Annotated in this window: 18 protein-coding genes and 1 other RNA gene; 16 read left to right on the plus strand and 3 right to left on the minus strand. The window is 66.6% G+C overall.

Going from position 1 to position 16,418, the window contains the following annotated elements; all coding sequences use genetic code 11:
• Window positions 1-130: 130 nt before the first annotated feature.
• The gene (gene phaZ, locus ABIE58_RS13060; RefSeq protein ID WP_354545162.1) at window positions 131-1,411 is read right to left on the minus strand and encodes a polyhydroxyalkanoate depolymerase; all 1,281 of its coding nucleotides are present in this window, start codon (window positions 1,409-1,411) and stop codon (window positions 131-133) included.
• A 105-nt stretch (window positions 1,412-1,516) separates the two neighbouring features.
• On the opposite strand from phaZ, the gene ABIE58_RS13065 reads away from it, so the two are divergent.
• From ABIE58_RS13065 to ABIE58_RS13080, 4 genes are all read left to right on the plus strand, one after another.
• Window positions 1,517-3,328 carry a PHA/PHB synthase family protein gene (locus ABIE58_RS13065; RefSeq protein WP_354545163.1) on the plus strand — a complete coding sequence of 604 codons (1,812 nt, stop codon included), beginning with the start codon at window positions 1,517-1,519 and terminating at the stop codon, window positions 3,326-3,328.
• Between the two features lie 132 nt (window positions 3,329-3,460).
• On the plus strand, window positions 3,461-3,907 hold the full coding sequence (locus ABIE58_RS13070; protein WP_354545164.1) for a phasin, PhaP: 447 nt from the start codon (window positions 3,461-3,463) through the stop codon (window positions 3,905-3,907).
• A gap of 156 nt (window positions 3,908-4,063) precedes the next feature.
• On the plus strand, window positions 4,064-4,648 hold the full coding sequence (phaR, locus tag ABIE58_RS13075) for a polyhydroxyalkanoate synthesis repressor PhaR (protein ID WP_354545165.1): 585 nt from the start codon (window positions 4,064-4,066) through the stop codon (window positions 4,646-4,648).
• A gap of 4 nt (window positions 4,649-4,652) precedes the next feature.
• Window positions 4,653-5,618 carry a LysR family transcriptional regulator gene (locus ABIE58_RS13080; protein WP_354545166.1) on the plus strand — a complete coding sequence of 322 codons (966 nt, stop codon included), beginning with the start codon at window positions 4,653-4,655 and terminating at the stop codon, window positions 5,616-5,618.
• Here the strand turns inward: ABIE58_RS13080 and ABIE58_RS13085 are convergent.
• Window positions 5,613-6,071, minus strand: coding sequence for a nucleoside deaminase (locus ABIE58_RS13085; protein WP_354545167.1), 459 nt, complete (start codon window positions 6,069-6,071; stop codon window positions 5,613-5,615). The two genes, ABIE58_RS13080 and ABIE58_RS13085, sit on opposite strands and share 6 nt — an antisense overlap.
• A 63-nt stretch (window positions 6,072-6,134) precedes the next feature.
• On the opposite strand from ABIE58_RS13085, the gene ABIE58_RS13090 reads away from it, so the two are divergent.
• Window positions 6,135-6,929, plus strand: coding sequence for a pseudouridine synthase (locus ABIE58_RS13090; RefSeq protein ID WP_354545168.1), 795 nt, complete (start codon window positions 6,135-6,137; stop codon window positions 6,927-6,929).
• 84 nt (window positions 6,930-7,013) lie between these two features.
• On the opposite strand, the gene ABIE58_RS13095 is transcribed toward ABIE58_RS13090, so the two are convergent.
• Window positions 7,014-7,706 (minus strand): metal-dependent hydrolase, encoded by a 693-nt coding sequence (locus ABIE58_RS13095; protein WP_354545169.1) that lies wholly within the window; start codon window positions 7,704-7,706, stop codon window positions 7,014-7,016.
• Window positions 7,707-8,116: 410 nt separating this feature from the next.
• Between ABIE58_RS13095 and gatC the strand changes: the two genes are divergently transcribed.
• The 11 genes from gatC (at window position 8,117) to ABIE58_RS13150 (ending at window position 16,340) form a co-directional block, all read left to right on the plus strand.
• The gene (gatC, locus tag ABIE58_RS13100) at window positions 8,117-8,404 is read left to right on the plus strand and encodes an Asp-tRNA(Asn)/Glu-tRNA(Gln) amidotransferase subunit GatC (RefSeq protein ID WP_354545170.1); all 288 of its coding nucleotides are present in this window, start codon (window positions 8,117-8,119) and stop codon (window positions 8,402-8,404) included.
• Between the two features lie 2 nt (window positions 8,405-8,406).
• The gene (gatA, locus tag ABIE58_RS13105; protein WP_354545194.1) at window positions 8,407-9,894 is read left to right on the plus strand and encodes an Asp-tRNA(Asn)/Glu-tRNA(Gln) amidotransferase subunit GatA; all 1,488 of its coding nucleotides are present in this window, start codon (window positions 8,407-8,409) and stop codon (window positions 9,892-9,894) included.
• Between the two features lie 38 nt (window positions 9,895-9,932).
• Window positions 9,933-10,688, plus strand: coding sequence for a hypothetical protein (locus ABIE58_RS13110; protein WP_354545171.1), 756 nt, complete (start codon window positions 9,933-9,935; stop codon window positions 10,686-10,688).
• Window positions 10,672-11,373 (plus strand): N-acetylmuramoyl-L-alanine amidase, encoded by a 702-nt coding sequence (locus ABIE58_RS13115; RefSeq protein ID WP_502950096.1) that lies wholly within the window; start codon window positions 10,672-10,674, stop codon window positions 11,371-11,373. Before ABIE58_RS13110 ends, ABIE58_RS13115 begins: the two co-directional genes overlap by 17 nt.
• 12 nt (window positions 11,374-11,385) lie before the next feature.
• An RNA gene (gene rnpB / locus ABIE58_RS13120) (RNase P RNA component class A) lies at window positions 11,386-11,793 on the plus strand.
• 36 nt (window positions 11,794-11,829) lie between these two features.
• Window positions 11,830-12,336, plus strand: a complete 507-nt coding sequence (locus tag ABIE58_RS13125) for a DUF2244 domain-containing protein (RefSeq protein WP_354545172.1) — start codon at window positions 11,830-11,832, stop codon at window positions 12,334-12,336.
• Between the two features lie 104 nt (window positions 12,337-12,440).
• A complete protein-coding gene (locus ABIE58_RS13130) occupies window positions 12,441-12,857 on the plus strand; it encodes a Fur family transcriptional regulator (RefSeq protein WP_354545173.1) in 417 nt (138 codons plus the stop codon).
• Window positions 12,858-12,861: 4 nt separating this feature from the next.
• Entirely contained in the window at window positions 12,862-13,758 is an 897-nt protein-coding gene (locus ABIE58_RS13135) for a cation diffusion facilitator family transporter (protein WP_354545174.1), read from the plus strand.
• 71 nt (window positions 13,759-13,829) lie between these two features.
• Complete coding sequence (locus ABIE58_RS13140) at window positions 13,830-14,720, plus strand: DMT family transporter (RefSeq protein WP_354545175.1); 891 nt, start codon at window positions 13,830-13,832, stop codon at window positions 14,718-14,720.
• A 58-nt stretch (window positions 14,721-14,778) separates the two neighbouring features.
• Window positions 14,779-15,495: a TspO-related membrane protein gene (locus ABIE58_RS13145; protein WP_354545176.1), complete on the plus strand. Its 717-nt coding sequence runs from the start codon at window positions 14,779-14,781 to the stop codon at window positions 15,493-15,495.
• Between the two features lie 59 nt (window positions 15,496-15,554).
• A complete protein-coding gene (locus tag ABIE58_RS13150; protein ID WP_354545177.1) occupies window positions 15,555-16,340 on the plus strand; it encodes a class I SAM-dependent methyltransferase in 786 nt (261 codons plus the stop codon).
• Window positions 16,341-16,418: the final 78 nt, after the last annotated feature.

A 16,418-nucleotide genomic window follows, 5' to 3' on the forward strand; every position in this document is an offset into this window, starting at 1 on the left:
CGCTCTAACTTATTGATTTAGCATGTTCGAGAAGCTCAAAACCGGTTCCGACCTTTGAGCAACATGCGCTAGCAGGCCCGCGCCCGGCCCTACCCGGCCCTAATGGGTGTCCCCCATTAGGTGCCTTGCGTCAGCCGTTCGCGGCGACGTTTCGGTTGGCCGGTTTGCGGGTGCTGTGCCGTCCGGCATTGGCATCCATGAAATCGAGCACGAGGGGCCGGATATTGTTGCGCCAGGAGCGGCCCGCGAAAATGCCGTAATGGCCGGCCTCGGGCTCCAGGTGGCTGGCCTTCATGCTGTCGGGCAGCCCGGTGCACAGATCGAGCGCGGCGACACATTGACCGGGGGCGGAAATGTCGTCCTTGCCGCCCTCGACGGTCTTGACCGCGACATCGGTGATCTTGCCGATGTCGACGCGATGGCCATTCACGACAAAGCGGTTCTGCGCGATCTCCAGCCCCTTGAAGATACGCTCGACGGTGGAGAGGTAGAATTCGGCGGTCATGTCCATCACCGCGAGATATTCATCGTAAAAGCGGTTGTGGGGGTCGTTGTCGCTGGCCTCGCCATGGGCCACGCGCAGGATCTGGTCGGTGAACGCCTTGGCGTGGCGCTCGCCATTCATCGAGATGAACGAGGCGAGTTGCAACAGGCCCGGATAGACCTGCCGCCCGACGCCCTTGTAGCGGAACCCCACGCGCTGGATCATCATTTCCTCAAGCTGGCCCATCGTCACCCGGCGTCCGAAATCCGTTACCTCGGTGGCGGCGGCGTCGGGGTCGATCGGCCCGCCGATAAGCGTGAGCGTGCTGGGCTGTGCCTCGGGCTCGATCTCGGCCAGATAGGCGGTGGCCGCAAGCGCCAGCGGCGCGGGCTGGCAGACCGCGACCACGTTGATCTCGGGGCCAAGCGCCTTCATGAAATCGACAAGGTAGAGCGTGTAATCCTCAACGTCGAATTTGCCTTCCGACACGGGGATATCGCGCGCGTTATGCCAATCGGTGACGTAGACCTCGCAATTGACCAGCAGCGATTTGACGGTCGAGCGCAGGAGCGTGGCATAATGGCCCGACATCGGTGCCACCAGAAGCACCTTGCGCGGCTGTTCGGCGCGCCCCGAGACGTTGAAATGGATGAGATCGCCAAAGGGCCGCGACACTACCGTTTCGATACTCACCAGATGGTCGCGCCCATCCTCGCAGGTGAATGTGCGAATGCCCCAATCGGGCTTGGCCACCATGCGCTCGAACGTGCGTTCGGTCACCTGGCCCCAGGCCGAAATCCATTGAAACGCAGGGTTTGGCACCATGCTGAAAAGCGGATAGGATGCAAAGGAGAGGGCGGAGGCACCAAACCATTGATTGGCGTTGCGGAAAGATTCCATGAGGTCGTAGGTGGACATCTGGCGCATTGTCTTCTCCTGTATGCGGAAAACCGGGGGCGTGCCGCTTGGTCAACCGGGGCTTGCCGCGACGGTATGCTGCGTAGCAGAAAATGTTAAGGGGAAATCTTTGAAATGACAACGCCGGATGATGTCGCAGGGACAAATGTCGAGAAACTCAACGAAAATCTCGCCAAGGTCGAGCAGTTGTCGCAACGGCTCATCCAGGCGCTGGCCGCGCGCAAGCCCGCGAATCCGACGCTGAGCAGCCCCTCGCAAGAGTTGTTCACCAAGGCCGCGACCTCCTACTGGTCGGAAATGCTCGATCATCCCGGCAAGATCTACGAGCAGCAACTGGAATACTGGGGCAAGTCGGTCCATCATTTCCTTGACGCGCAGGCCGCGATTCTGCGCGGCGGGGTGACCGCGGCAGAGCAGGACGACGCGCCCGACCCGCTCTCGGGCGACAAGCGCTTCGCCAACCCGCTCTGGGACAGCCACCCGTTCTTCAAATACGTCAAGCGGCAATACGCGCTCAACGCGCAATCGATCGAGCAGACCCTCGCCGAGATCGACGAGGACTTGCCCGAGAAGGACCGCAAGCGGCTTGATTACTTTGCCCACCAGATCATCGACATGATGTCGCCCACCAATTTCCTCGGCACCAATCCCGACGCGCTCGAACGCGCGGTGGCGACCGAGGGCGAAAGCCTGGTGCAGGGGCTGGAAAACCTGATCGCCGATCTCGAGGCCAATAGCGGCGAGATGGTCGTGCGTCTGGCCGATGACAGCGCCTTTGCGCTGGGCGAGAATATCGCCACCGCGCCGGGCGAGGTGGTCTATCGCAACCGGCTGATGGAGCTGATCCAGTATGCCCCGACCACCGACGAGGTCCACGCCACGCCGATCGTGATCTTTCCGCCCTGGATCAACAAGTTCTACATCCTCGATCTCAAGCCCGAGAACAGCCTGATTCGCTGGATCACCGATCAGGGCTATACGCTTTTCGTGGTAAGCTGGGTCAACCCCGATGCCAGCCATGCCGATATCGGCATGGAGGATTACGTCGAAGAGGGATTCCTGACCGCGATCCGCGAGGCCAAGGCGATCACCGGCGAAAAGCAGGTCAACGCCGTGGGCTATTGCATCGCGGGCACGACGCTGCACATGGCGCTGGCGCTGATGGCCAAGCGCGGCGACAAATCGGTGAAATCGGCCACCTTCTTCACCGCGCTCACCGATTTTTCCGAGCAGGGCGAATTCACCCCCTTCCTTCAGGATGATTTCATCGACGGGATCGAACAGGAAGTGGCGGCGCAAGGCGTGCTTCGGTCGTTCATCATGGGGCGCACCATGTCGTTCCTGCGCTCGCGCGACCTGATCTATCAGCCCGCCGTGCGCAAATACATGATGGGAGAGGCCTCGCCCGCCTTTGATCTGCTCTACTGGAACGGCGATGGCTCCAACCTGCCGGGGCGCATGACGGTGCAATACCTGCGCGGCCTGTGCCAGCGCAACGAATTCGTCGAGGACGGCTTTGATCTGGGCGGCGAGCGTGTGCATATCCGCGACGTGAAAATCCCGCTGATGTCGATCACCTGCGAGACCGATCACATCGCCGCGTGGAAGGATTGCTATCGCGGCTTCCAGCAGACCGGATCGAAGGATCGCACCTTCATCGTATCGGAATCGGGCCATATCGCCGGTATCGTCAACCCGCCCACCAAGAAGAAATACGGCCATTACACCAACGATGATCTCGGCGGCACGGCGGATGACTGGATGGCCGGGGCCACGCGGCAGGATGGCTCGTGGTGGCCACGCTGGGAGGCATGGCTGGCGAAACGCTCGGGGCGCATGGTGCCCGCGCGCAGCCCCGGCGATGCCGAGCATCCACCCCTCGCACCCGCGCCCGGCACCTATGTGCGCAAGAAGGCCAGCATCTGAGCGCTGCGGGCGACCGGCTTTCATGAATTTTTTGCTGCACCGCAGAAAAAGCTTGAAATGCTGCGGTGCAGCATGTATATCTCCGTCATCAGAAAGCAGCGGCCTCCCCGCTCAAACCGAAAGGACGAGATCATGACCAAGACCACCGATTTCACCACCATGTTCAAAGATGTCATGGGCAACTTCCCCGTTGACTCCAAGGCAATGGAAGACGCGTTCAAAAGCCAGGCCGCGCTGAACGAAAAGCTGTCGGGCGTTGCCCTGTCGGCCGCCGAGCAGTCGGCTGAAATCTCCAGCAAGTGGACCAAAGAGACCCTTGCCAAGCTCAGCGACATTGCCAAAGCCAAGACCGAGCCCGCCGATTACGCCAAGGCCGTGACCGATTTCGCCTCGGCCAACGCCGAAGTGGCCTCCGAGCACCTCGCCGCCTTCGCCGAAGTCGCCAAGAAAGTGCAGATGGAAACCGTCGAACTGCTGCTCGCCTCGGGCAAGACCATGCAGGAAGATGCCGCTGCCGCCGTCAAGAAGGCCACCGACGACGTGACCGCCGCGACCAAGAAAGCGACCACCGCCAAGTAAGGCGCGCAGGGAACAGGATATCGCGTCCCATTCCCTCCCAAGCGGGACGCGAGATCGAAGGGCGGGCCGAAAGGCTCGCCCTTTCATTTTGCTGCGTCAGCGTCTAAGCTTCGCCGCAGCGCTGCATCAGTGCTGCACCCTGTTGGAGGTTTCCCCTTGGCCGACGCGACAAAACCGCTCCTGATAAAACGCTATGCAAGCCGTCGTCTGTATAACACCGAGACCTCGGATTACGTGACGCTCGAGGATATCGCGGGCTTCATCCGCGCCGGGCGCGAGGTGCAGATCATCGACCTGAAATCCGGCGATGATCTTACCCGGCAATACCTGCTTCAGATCGTCGCCGAACACGAGAGCCGCGGCGAAAGCGTGCTGCCGATCAACGTGCTCACCGATCTGGTACGCAGCTACACCACGCAGGCCACCAGCGTCGTGCCGGAATTCCTCGCCGCCAGTTTCGAGATGCTGCGCGACGGGCAATCCAAGATGCTGGAAAACATGACCAAGGCCAACCCGCTCACCGCGATGCCGGGCATGGAGGCGATGCGCGCCCAGCAAGAGGCGTTCATGAAGGCGATGACCGGGGGGCTTGGTGGCCTCGGCGGGCTTGGCAGCACCGGGCCGGGCAGGGGCGGCGACGAGGATGACGGCGCCACGGATACCCCGGCGGGCGACGATCTCGACACGATCCGCAAGCAGCTTGCCGAGTTGCAGGACAAGCTCTCGAAACTCGACAAGTAGCGCGATGGTCGACAAAAGCGGCCGTATCACGCTCTGGGGGATCGAGGTGTTCATGGCCGCCGCCGACGAGCGGTCGATCTCTGCCGCCGCGCGCCGTCTTGGCGCGAGCCCGTCGGCGGTCAGTCAGCAATTGACCAATCTCGAAGGCGCGGTAGGGGCCACGCTCTTGCAACGCAACGCGCGCCCCATCCGCCTCACGCCTGCGGGCGAGATCATGCACCGCCGCGCGCAGGCGATCCTCAACGAGGCGGCGCAGGCGCGGGCCGAACTGGCGATGTCGCATCTCTCGACACTCACCCGCTTTCGCCTCGGCATGATCGAGGATCTCGAGGCCGACGTGACGCCGCAATTGCTCACCCATATGGCGGGCGAATTGAAGGGCTGCCAGTTCCTGTTGGAGACCGGGGCCAGCCATTACCTCTACGATCAGCTCGACGCGCGCGCGCTCGATATCATCGTCTCGGCGCAGCTTGGCGATGGGGCCGACTGGACCGAGGTCCACCCGGTGCTGCGCGAACGCTTTGTCGCCGTCGCCCCGCGCGGCGCGATCCGCGCGGACGGCGATATCCTGCGCCAGCTCAAGCGCCTGCCGCTCATTCAGTATACCCAGCGCCATTACATGGGGCGGCTGATCTCGGCGCATCTCGCGCGCGAGGGGCTGAACCTGCCCTACCGGTTCGAGCTTGACAGCTATCACTCGATCCTGGCGCTGGTCGGGCAGGGCACGGGCTGGTCGATCCTGACGCCGCTGGCGCTGATGCGCGCGCGGCGATTCGCCGACCAGATCGACGTGATGGACCTGCCGCTTGCCCCGCTCACCCGCACCATCGCGGTGACCGCGCGCAAGGGCATCCTGCAAGACATGCCCGCCACCCTCGCCGCGCGGCTGAAGCCGGTGCTGCAACAGAGCATCGTCGCCCCGGCCATCGCGGCGCACCCGTTCCTGGCGGACGGGGTGACGATCCTATGATCGGCCGCGCCGCGCGGCGAAAAACCCCCTGAGCAGCGCCTCCGCCTCGGTCGCGGCGATGCCCTCGTAGACCTCGGGCACATGGTGGCATTGCGGATGCGCGAACACCCGCGCCCCCTGTGCCACCCCGCCGGATTTGGGATCATCCGCGCCATAATAAAGCCGCGCGATCCGCGCGGCGGAGATGGCGGCGGCGCACATCGCGCACGGCTCCAACGTGACATAAACCGCGTGGCCCACGAGCCGCTCAGACCCGGCCACGCCACAGGCGGCGCGGATCGCGAGGATCTCGGCATGGGCGGTGGGGTCGTGCAATTCGCGCGTGCGGTTGCCCGCGCGCGCCACGATCGCGCCCGAGGACGCGACCACCACCGCGCCCACCGGCACCTCGCCGCGCCGGGCGGCGGCCTGCGCCTCTTCCAGCGCGGCCTGCATCGGGCCTTGGCATGTCATACCCGGCTTGTGGCGCGCCGATCGCCCTTTCGCAAGCCCCGGCTTTGCGCTATGCGCGGCCCCATGAGCACCCAAACCCCCGAGGGCGACCGCATCGCCAAGGTCATCGCGCGCGCAGGCCTTGCCAGCCGCCGCGAGGCCGAACGCCTGATCGAGGCGGGCCGCGTCACCGTCAACGGCGCAAAGATCACCTCGCCCGCGCTCAACGTCAGCGCGGCCGACCGTATCGTGGTGGATGGCCGCCCGCTCGATGCGCCCGAGCCTGCCCGCCTCTGGCTCTATCACAAGCCCCGCGGCCGCGTGACCACCTCGCGCGACGAGCAGGGCCGCGCCACCATCTATGACGACCTGCCCGAGGATCTGCCCCGCGTGATGAGCGTGGGCCGGCTCGACCTCAATTCCGAGGGGCTGTTGCTGCTCACCAATGATGGCGCGCTCAAGCGCAAGCTGGAACTGCCCTCCACCGGCTGGCTGCGCCGCTACCGCGTGCGCGTCAACGGCACGCCGTCGGACGCGACGTTCGAGCCGCTGCGCCGTGGCCTCACGCTCGACGGCGAGCGCTTCCAGCCGATGATGGTGACGCTCGACCGCCAGAAAGGCGCCAATGCCTGGGCCACCGTCTCGATCCGCGAGGGCAAGAACCGCGAGATCCGCCGCGCGATGGAGGCGGTGGGGCTGGTCGTGAACCGCCTGATCCGGCTGTCCTACGGGCCGTTCCAGCTTGGCAATCTCGCCCCCGGCGCGGTCGAGGAAATCCGCGCCCGCGTGCTGCGCGACCAGTTGGGGATGCCGGGCGACGGCCCCGCCCCGCAAGCAAGCCTCAAATCCAGGCCCAAGCCCCAGCGCCGCCGCTCCTGATTTCTTCTTGGCGAAAATACTTCGGGGGTGTGGGGGCTGGCCCCCACTTTACCCTGCGTGTGGGGGCTGGCCCCCACGCCGCCCTTACAACTCGATCGCCGCCATCACCTCCGGCTCGATCACATCGACCCCCGGCAGCGCCTCAGCGAGCGCCGCCGCCGACTGCTCCAGCACCGGGAAGGTGCGGTAGTGACACGGGATCACCACCTTGAAATCAAAGAAGGTCTTGGCCGCGTAACCCGCGCGTGCCATGTCCATGGTGAAATACCCGCCCGCGCAAAGGATGCCGATATCGGGCGCGTGCAGCGCGTTGAACACGCCCATATCGGCCATCACGTCGGTATCGCCCGAGACATAGATCACCCGTCCCTCGCCCGCGATCATGTAGCCGCATTCGCTGCCCGTCACCTGCGGGCCCTCGGGCGTGGCGATGGAGGTAGAATGCGTCGCGTGCACCATCGTGACCTTGACCCCGCCCAGATCGACCGTGCCGCCCTTGTTGAAGCCCGTGGTCTCGATCCCCTCTTTCTCGGCCCAGAATGACATGAGGTCATATTGCCCCACCACCGGCACGCCCAAGCGTTTCGCCAGCGGCAGCACATCGGCGACATGGTCGAAATGCGCATGGGTCAGCAGGATATGGGTGGCCCCTTGGGTGGCGGCCTCGTGCTGATCTTCGGCCAGCATCGGGTTGCCGTTGAGCCACGGATCAAGCAGGATCACCTGCCCGCCGATCTCGATGCGGAATGAGCTGTGGCCAAGCCAGATGATGCGCATGGGGGTCTCCTGTCGTGTTGGGTTTGTGCGATATAAGGATGGTGCCAGATGTGCCCCGGCTTGTCATCTAGTGCAAGTGCGGGGGGGGGGGGGGTGGCCTGACGGGGACGTTTGCCCCCTGTCCCCCGCGCGGAATCAAGGCGTGCTTGCACGCCGCCGCGCGATCGCTGGGCCGTCCCGCGGCCTAGCGATTGTGAAAGGGCGCGCACCCTATCAGAGTCACGCAGGCTTGGCTGGCATAAAATGGCAGTTACCACCGGTGCATCGCTAGTCCCCGGCCCAGCGCTCGCGCGGCTCATCGCATCCTGTCGAATGCCCCATTCCCCCCACGCCGCCAGCGAGGGGCCACCCGCTTGCCTCTGCCCGCGCGCGCGGGTAAATGCAGGCCAGCCGCAACATGGAGGGGCTGCATGTCCATCGACCGTGAAACCGCCGCCCGCGTGGCCAAGCTCGCCCGCATCCGCGTGGATGAGGCAGCACTTCCCGCGCTGGCACAGGAATTCAACACCATCCTTGGCTTCATCGAGCAATTGAACGAGGTCGATGTGACGGGCATCGAGCCGATGACCTCCGTCACGCCGCAGCGCCTCAAGCGCCGCGCCGATGTGGTCACCGATGGCGACCGGCAGGCCGCGATCCTGTCGAACGCGCCCGACGCGCGCGAGGGCTTCTTTGCCGTGCCGAAAGTGGTGGAATGAGCATGACCGATCTCAACACGCTAACCATTGCCGAGGCCCGCGACGCGCTGCGCCGGGGCGAGGTGACCAGCCTCGATCTGACCGAGGCCTGCCTTGCCGCCGCCGACGGCGCGGGGGCGCTCAATGCCTTTGTCCACCCCACCCCCGATCTCGCGCGCGATCAGGCGCGGGCGGCGGATGCACGGATAGCTGAGGGCGACGCGCCTGCCATGTGCGGCATCCCGCTCGGGATCAAGGATCTCTTTTGCACCAAGGGCGTGCCCTCCCAGGCCGCCAGCCGCATCCTGCAAGGCTTCAGGCCGGAATACGAATCGACCGTGACCCAGAACCTTTTCGACGCGGGCGCGGTGATGCTGGGCAAGCTCAACATGGACGAGTTTGCCATGGGGTCCTCGAACGAGACCTCGTGTTATGGCAACGTGGTCAACCCGTGGCGGTGCGGCAACGATGCGACGCCGCTCACCCCCGGCGGTTCCTCGGGCGGCTCGGCGGCGGCGGTGGCCGCCGATCTCTGCCTTGCCGCGACCGGCACCGATACCGGCGGCTCGATCCGCCAGCCTGCGGCCTTCGCGGGCATCACCGGCATCAAGCCCACCTATGGCCGCTGCTCGCGCTGGGGGATCGTGGCCTTCGCCTCAAGCCTCGATCAGGCCGGGCCGATGACCAAATCGGTGCGCGATGCGGCGATCATGCTGGAGGCAATGTGCGGGCACGATGCCAAGGACAGCACCTCCGCCGATATCCCCGTGCCGGATTTCGAGGCGATGCTCACGGGCGACATCAAGGGCAAGGTGATCGGCATTCCCCGCGAATACCGCATGGACGGCATGCCTGCCGAGATCGAGACGCTCTGGGCCGACGGCACGGCGATGCTGCGCGACGCGGGCGCGGAAATCCGCGACATCTCGCTGCCGCACACCAAATACGCGCTGCCCGCCTATTACGTCATCGCGCCCGCCGAGGCGTCAAGCAATCTCGCGCGCTACGATGGCGTCCGCTACGGCCACCGCGCCAAGCTGAGCCACGGCGACGGCATCACCGAGATGTATGAGAAAACCCGCGCCGAGGGCTTTGGCGCTGAGGTGCAGCGCCGGGTGATGGTGGGCACCTATGTGCTCTCGGCGGGCTTCTACGACGCCTATTACAACCGCGCCCGCCGCGTCCGCACCCTCATCAAGCGCGATTTCGAGGAGGTCTTCGCCAGCGGCGTCGATGCGATCCTGACGCCCGCCACCCCCTCGGCGGCTTTTGGCCTGGGCGAGATGGCGCAGGCCGACCCCGTGCAGATGTATCTCAACGACGTGTTCACCGTGACGGTGAACCTCGCCGGTCTGCCCGGTATCGCGCTGCCTGCGGGGCTGGATGCCAAGGGCCTGCCATTGGCGCTGCAACTGATCGGGCGGCCCTGGGAAGAGGGTGATCTGCTCAATACCGCCTATGCGCTGGAGCGCGCGGCGGGGTTTGTGGCCAAGCCCGCGAAATGGTGGTAAACCGCCACGCGACACATGCATTTGGCAGGATGACGGATATGCGGCTCACGCTTGGTTTTCTGGCAATGGCGGCGCTTGCCGCCTGTTCCCCTGCGATCCCCGACAGCGGGGCGACGGTCGATTCGGGAAGCGGCGTCGGGTTCAAGGATGACACCACTTACCAGCGCGAGAAGGCCGCGCGCGAGGCGGCGCTTGCGGGCGAGGCCCTGCCGCCCTCGGGCGCGGTCTCGTCCGAGCCGCTCGACGCCACCGGCGGCGCAACCGCCGCCGCCCGCGACCCCGAGGTCGCAGGCATCGCCGCTGAGGCGCGCGCGGCGCTCGACGCTGCCGGATCGGAGGCAGACCCGGTGCAGGCCAGCCCGAGCAATCCGCCGCCTGCGGTGGTCAACGGGGTGGGCATCTCGCGCGAGAACAGCTTTGACGCGGTCGGCTCCGAGCGCTCGATCGAAGAGGACGCCGCCCGCATCGCCCGCAACCGCGCGCAATACGAGGTGATCCAGCCCGAGGCGATCGGCGCGCGGCCCGGCGATGTTGGCCCCAACATCGTGGACTACGCGCTGGCCACCAAGCACCCCGTCGGCACGCAGATATATGACCGTGGCGGCATCGGAGCCATCGGCGCGGCCGGTCGGCACGAGCGCAATTGCGCGGGCTACGCCTCGCCCGATCTCGCGCAGCTCGATTTCCTGGGCAAGGGCGGGCCCGAGCGCGACCGCATGGCGCTCGATCCCGATGGCGATGGCTATGCCTGCGGCTGGAACCCGGCCCCGTTCCGCCGTGCCGTCGCGAACTGAACCCGCGCCGCATCCCTCGCCCAATCACGGCCCCCGCCGGGGCGGGCTGCTGCCCGATCTGATCGTGCTGCACCACACCGCGATGGCTACGCCCGAGGCCGCGCTGGCGCGGCTCTGCGATCCGGGGCCGGAAGTGTCGGCGCATTACCTCATCTGCGAGCGGGGCCGCTGCTGGCAATTGGTCGCTGAGGAGGCCCGCGCCTGGCACGCCGGGGCCGGGCGCTGGGGCGGCGCGGGGGATGTCAATTCGCGCTCCATCGGCATCGAGCTGGCCAATCGCGGCGACCATCCCTATCCCGCACCGCAAATGGCGGCGCTGCGCGCGCTGATGGCGGGGATCATGGCGCGCTGGGCGATTGCGCCCCACCGGGTGATCGCGCATTCCGACATGGCACCGGGGCGCAAATCCGATCCCGGCCCGCGCTTTGACTGGCGCGCGCTCGCGCGCGACGGGCTGTCGGTCTGGTCTGACGTGGCAGGGCAGGGGGCTGATTGGGGGGCGTTCCTGCGCGACGCCGCGCGCTTTGGCTATCCGGTGGCGGAAAACCCGGCTGAAACGGTGCTCGACGCCTTTCGCCTGCGCTTTCGCCCGCATCACGCAGGCCCGCTCGACGGCACCGATTGCGCGCGCATGGCGGATCTTGCGGCGCGCTTTCCCGTTGACCGACCGCCCCCGAGCGCCTAAGCGGGGCCTCGCGCGGAGGGCCGGATGGCCGCGACACCCCCTTGGGGGTGGCGAGGAAAGTCCGGACTCCACAAGACGACGGTGCCGGGTAACGCCCGGCCGGGGCAACCCGAGGGAAAGCGCCACAGAGAAGAGACCGCCCCCGCATGTCGGGGGCAAGGGTGAAACGGTGGAGTAAGAGCCCACCGCGGGGCTGGTAACAGGCCCGGCACGGCAAGCCCCACCGGGAGCAATGCCGAATAGGGACCGCGCGCGGGGCACAGGTCGGGCAACCGATACCGCCCGCAGGCCACGTCTTGGCCCGGCGGTCCGGGTAGGCAGCTAGAGGCGCGCGGGCAACCGCGTGCCAAGACGAATGGTCATCCGAAGGGGGCGCCCGCGCCCCTGGGACAGAATCCGGCTTACAGGCCCTCCGCGCGCCTTTTCATTTTCTACGGGCAGGCTACAACCGCCCTCATGCCGTATCATTGGACCAGACCGCCCCAAGGCGCAGACCCGCATATCGAACTGGCGCTCTGGCCGCACCGGTCGCTGCCGCGCCGGGGCTTTGCCGCCTTCGTGCTGGCCACATTCACGCTTATCTGCATCCCGCTTTTCCCGCTTCTGGGCACCGTGGTGCTCTGGGGGCTGTTGCCTTTTCTTCTTCTGGCAGTGGGTGGCATCTGGTGGGCGCTCGAGGCCACCTATCGCAGCGCGCGCCTGCGCGAGGTGCTCACCCTCACGCCCGACAACCTGCGCCTTGTGCGCACCAACCCGCGCGGCGATGCGCAGGAGTGGCTCTGCAACCGCTACTGGGCGCGGTTGCGGATGCACCCCGAGGGCGGGCCGGTGCCGCATTACCTGACGCTTGCAGGCAATGGCCGCGAGGTCGAGATCGGTGCCTTCCTGTCCGAGGAGGAGCGCAAGGTGCTCCACGGTGAACTGGCCGATGCGCTGCGCCCGCCCGCGCCGGTGGCGGGGTGACGGGGGCAGGCGGCGGGTTGCGGACCCTGCCCAGTTGTGAAAACGGTGGAAATGCGCGCGCCGGGGCGCTATTGCAGCGCGCAAGAGCCACTCGGAGGCGTGCCATGCGCGAGACCATCACCAGGCGCTGTGCGGCCCAGGGCCTCAGGATGACCGGGCAGCGGCGGGTGATCGCGCGCGTGCTGGAAATCTCGGACGACCACCCCGATGTCGAGGAATTGCACGCCCGTGCCGCCGCGCGCGATCCGCGCATCTCGATCGCGACGGTCTATCGCACGGTCAAGCTGCTGGAAGAGGCGGGGATCCTCGACAAGCTCGAATTCGGCGACGGGCGCGCGCGCTACGAGGATGCCGAGCGCGCCCATCACGATCACCTGATCGATGTCGAGAGCGGCGCGGTGGTGGAATTCGTCGATCCCGAAATCGAGGCGCTGCAAGAGCGCATCGCCGAGAAGCTGGGCTATCGGCTGGTGGGGCACCGGCTGGAGCTTTACGGCGTGCCGCGCCCGAAGAAGGATTGACGCGATGGATCGGGTGATGCGGCTGGCCATCGGCTCCGTGCTGGTGGGGCTTTTCGTCATGGCGCTCAAGCTGGTGGCGTGGCAGGTCACCGGCTCGGTCGCGCTGATGTCGGATGCGCTGGAAAGCCTGGTCAATCTGGCCACCGCGCTGGCGGTGATCGTGGCGCTGCGCGTGGCCAAGCGCCCGGCGGATGACAAACACCCCTACGGGCACCACAAGGCCGAATTCTTCTCGGCGGTGCTGGAGGGGGTGCTGATCGTGCTGGCGGCGCTCTTCATCCTGCGCGAGGCGTGGGACGGGTTTCTCGCCCCGCGCGCGATGGATGCGCCGCTGCTGGGCATGGCGGTGAGCGCGGTTGCGGGCGCGATCAACGGGGTCTGGGCCTGGCTCCTGATCCGCGCGGGGCGCGCGCATCGCTCGCCCGCGCTGGCGGCCGATGGCAAGCACCTGATGACCGATGTCATCTCGTCGCTGGGGGTGCTCGTTGGCGTGGGGCTGGCTGTGGCGACGGGTTGGTGGGTGCTCGATCCGGTGATGGCGGTGCTGGTCGCGCTCAACATCCTCTGGGCGGGCTGGACTGTCATCCGGGGATCATTGAGCGGGTTGATGGATGAGGCCGTCCCGGACGCGGAACAGGCCATGATCCGCGAGGTGATCGCGAATGTCGGGCGCGACGGCGTGGCCATCGAGGCGCATGACCTGCGCACGCGCCATGCAGGTCCGGTGACCTTCATCGATTTTCACCTCGTGGTGCCCGGCGAGGCCACGGTAGAGGAGGCGCATCGCGTCTGCGACCGGATCGAGGCGGCGCTCATGGAGGCACTGCCCGACGCGCGGGTGACGATCCATGTCGAGCCCGAGCACAAGGCCAAGCATAGCGGTATTGTCGTGCTGTCATGACGGCGCGGCTTTCGCACGGCGCACAGGCGGGCTAGGAGGGACAAACGTCCTCAAGGAAAGGCCCCCCGGATATGGACAACCTGCGCGGCAGCGTGCTGATGGTGCTGGCAATGGCCGGGTTCGCGCTTGAGGACATGTTCATCAAGCGGCTGGCCGAGGCCATGCCGGTGGGGCAGATCATCGCGGTGGTCGGGCTGGGCGGTGCCGTGATCTTTGCCGCAATCACGCGGGCGCAGGGGCGGCGGCTCATCACGCGCGACCTGTTGGCGCGGCCGGTGATCCTGCGCAATATCGGCGAGATGGCGGGCACCATGTGTTTCGTGACCGCAATCGCGCTGACGCCGCTGTCATCCGCCTCGGCGATCCTTCAGGCGACGCCGCTTGTGGTCACGCTGGGGGCGGCGGTGTTTCTGGGCGCGCCGGTGGGCTGGCGGCGCTGGCTGGCGATCCTGGTGGGCTTTGCCGGGGTGTTGATGGTGGTGCGGCCGGGGCTTGCGGGGTTTGCGCCTGCCTCGCTTTTCGCGGTGGGGGCGGTGATCGGGCTGGCGGTGCGCGATCTGGCGACGCGGGCGGTGCCTGCGGCGATCTCGTCGATGCAGCTTTCGACCTATGCTTTCGCCACGCTGGTGCCGACAGGGGCGATCCTGATGGCACTGGGCGGCGCGCCGGTGGCGCTCGGGGTGGGCGAGATGCGCGATCTGGGGCTGGCGCTTTTGTGCGGCGTGGCGGCCTATTACGCCATCGTCGCGGCGATGCGGGTGGGCGAGGTGGCGGTGGTGACGCCGTTTCGCTACACGCGGCTGGTCTTTGCGCTGGGCATCGGCGTGCTGGTCTTTGGCGAGCGGCCCGATTTCTGGACGCTCATGGGCGCGGGTGTGATTGTGGCCTCGGGGCTTTATACGCTCATGCGCGAGGCGCGGCTGGGGCGGCGGCGACGGCGACAGGGCCGCGAAACGGCTTGAGCGCGACCCGAAACCGGGCGAGGGTGCGGCGCGAAGCCCTCATATCCGGGAGATTGCCATGACACGCGCCCTTGCCATCCTCACATTCGTGGCCGCGCTCGCATTCGCCGCCTCGCCCTTCCTGTCGGAGGGGTTCAAGGGCTTTTCCCCCGATCAATTCCCCGTGCCGCAGGACAATCCACCGGTGCAGCCTGCGGGCTATGCCTTTGCGATCTGGGGGCTGATCTACCTGTGGCTTATCGCGGGCACCGGCTTTGGCCTTTTTGCGCGCGCCGATGCGGCGGGCTGGCGGGCAGGGCGCGGGCCGCTGTTGCTGAGCCTGACTGTGGGCAGCGGCTGGATCGCGGTGGCGCAACTCTCGGTGATCGCGGCGACGGTTCTGATCTGGATCATGCTGGTGGCCGCGCTGGTGGCGGTCTTGCGCGCGGGCAGCGGCGACCGGTGGCTACAGGTCGAGCCGGTGGGTGCCTATGCCGGATGGCTGACGGCGGCGGCCTCGGTCTCGGTCGGGCTGGTGCTGGCGGGCTACGGGGTCACGTCCGAGACGGTCGCGGCCTATGCCGGGCTTGCGCTGGCCTTGATGATCGCGGCGGCGATGGTGCGCGCGCGGCCCGACAGCCTCGCTTATCCGGCAGCGGTGATCTGGGCGCTGATAGGCGTGATCGTGGCCAATCTCGATCCGGTCAATACCGGGGTGATCGGGCTGGCGGGGGTCGGGATCGTTTATCTTGCGGCGATGATGCTGCGTGCCGCGCGGGAAAAAGGAAAGACTTGATTCGATGCATCGGGTCGCCGATAAATATTGCAATAAAATAGTATCGAGCAGGTCTTCCAATGAAGATACATGATCCGGTCGCGGTTTATGTCGCCGCCGAAGAGGCAGCCTATGACGCGGCGGCGCGCGAGCGGCCCCATGTCGCGCGGCGGCAATTTCCCAAGGGAAAACAGCGCATCTGGCACCGCAGGATCGAAAGGTTGATCGACTGGCACCGCGAGGGCGGGTTTGATCTGCCGGCGGCGCTGATGCGGCCCTATGCGCTGCCGGTGATGGCGCGCGTGAGCCATCGCATCCCGCTCAAATACCAGTATCGCGGGCTGAACGCGCTGCGCGAACTGGCGCGCGCGCATGTGATGTTCCCCGAGATAACCACATCCGCCCCGCTTTCGGTGCTCGACCTGTCGGCGGGGGGCTGCGGCGTGGCCGATGTCTATGGTCATTACGGGCACCGCGTGACCATCCGCGATTATTTCGCGACCGGCCCGGACGGCGTGGCGCGCAACCCCTACGAGGCGATTCATCGCGAAGTGGGGCTTGACTGCGCGCATTTCGACGGGCGCGCGCGGCCCTATGGTTTCGACAGCGGCGGTTTCGATCTGGTGCTGTGTCATCAGGCGCTCGATGCCTATGGCCCGGTGGCAAGCTGGCCCGAGGCGGTGGCCGAGATGCTGCGCATCGCGCGGCACGCGGTGGGGCTGGTGTTCAACCCGCCCGCGCCGCGCAATCCCGAGACCGAGGCAGAGGCCGCCGCATTCGTCGAGACGCTGCGCGTGCAGCACCAGACCCGCACCGGGATATGCCCCGAAACCGGGCTGCTCATGCTGCGTATCGACAGGGGATGACAGGCCGGGGGTGACGGCCCGCGCTTGCATCGGCGGGGTTTCTTGGTAAGGGGTGGGCAGATTTTCTCAACCTTGGGA

The organism is Roseovarius sp. MBR-78, from assembly GCF_040547535.1.
GTDB lineage: Bacteria > Pseudomonadota > Alphaproteobacteria > Rhodobacterales > Rhodobacteraceae > Roseovarius.

Excerpts from the sequence above, each read along its gene's own strand:
- phaZ (WP_354545162.1), bottom strand. The coding sequence starts at position 1,411 with ATGCGCCAGATGTCCACCTACGACCTCATGGAATCTTTCCGCAACGCC.
- ABIE58_RS13065 (WP_354545163.1), top strand. The coding sequence starts at position 1,517 with ATGACAACGCCGGATGATGTCGCAGGGACAAATGTCGAGAAACTCAAC.
- ABIE58_RS13070 (WP_354545164.1), top strand. The coding sequence starts at position 3,461 with ATGACCAAGACCACCGATTTCACCACCATGTTCAAAGATGTCATGGGC.
- ABIE58_RS13080 (WP_354545166.1), top strand. The coding sequence starts at position 4,653 with ATGGTCGACAAAAGCGGCCGTATCACGCTCTGGGGGATCGAGGTGTTC.
- ABIE58_RS13085 (WP_354545167.1), bottom strand. The coding sequence starts at position 6,071 with ATGACATGCCAAGGCCCGATGCAGGCCGCGCTGGAAGAGGCGCAGGCC.
- ABIE58_RS13090 (WP_354545168.1), top strand. The coding sequence starts at position 6,135 with ATGAGCACCCAAACCCCCGAGGGCGACCGCATCGCCAAGGTCATCGCG.
- ABIE58_RS13095 (WP_354545169.1), bottom strand. The coding sequence starts at position 7,706 with ATGCGCATCATCTGGCTTGGCCACAGCTCATTCCGCATCGAGATCGGC.
- gatC (WP_354545170.1), top strand. The coding sequence starts at position 8,117 with ATGTCCATCGACCGTGAAACCGCCGCCCGCGTGGCCAAGCTCGCCCGC.
- gatA (WP_354545194.1), top strand. The coding sequence starts at position 8,407 with ATGACCGATCTCAACACGCTAACCATTGCCGAGGCCCGCGACGCGCTG.
- ABIE58_RS13110 (WP_354545171.1), top strand. The coding sequence starts at position 9,933 with ATGCGGCTCACGCTTGGTTTTCTGGCAATGGCGGCGCTTGCCGCCTGT.
- ABIE58_RS13125 (WP_354545172.1), top strand. The coding sequence starts at position 11,830 with ATGCCGTATCATTGGACCAGACCGCCCCAAGGCGCAGACCCGCATATC.
- ABIE58_RS13130 (WP_354545173.1), top strand. The coding sequence starts at position 12,441 with ATGCGCGAGACCATCACCAGGCGCTGTGCGGCCCAGGGCCTCAGGATG.
- ABIE58_RS13135 (WP_354545174.1), top strand. The coding sequence starts at position 12,862 with ATGGATCGGGTGATGCGGCTGGCCATCGGCTCCGTGCTGGTGGGGCTT.
- ABIE58_RS13140 (WP_354545175.1), top strand. The coding sequence starts at position 13,830 with ATGGACAACCTGCGCGGCAGCGTGCTGATGGTGCTGGCAATGGCCGGG.
- ABIE58_RS13145 (WP_354545176.1), top strand. The coding sequence starts at position 14,779 with ATGACACGCGCCCTTGCCATCCTCACATTCGTGGCCGCGCTCGCATTC.
- ABIE58_RS13150 (WP_354545177.1), top strand. The coding sequence starts at position 15,555 with ATGAAGATACATGATCCGGTCGCGGTTTATGTCGCCGCCGAAGAGGCA.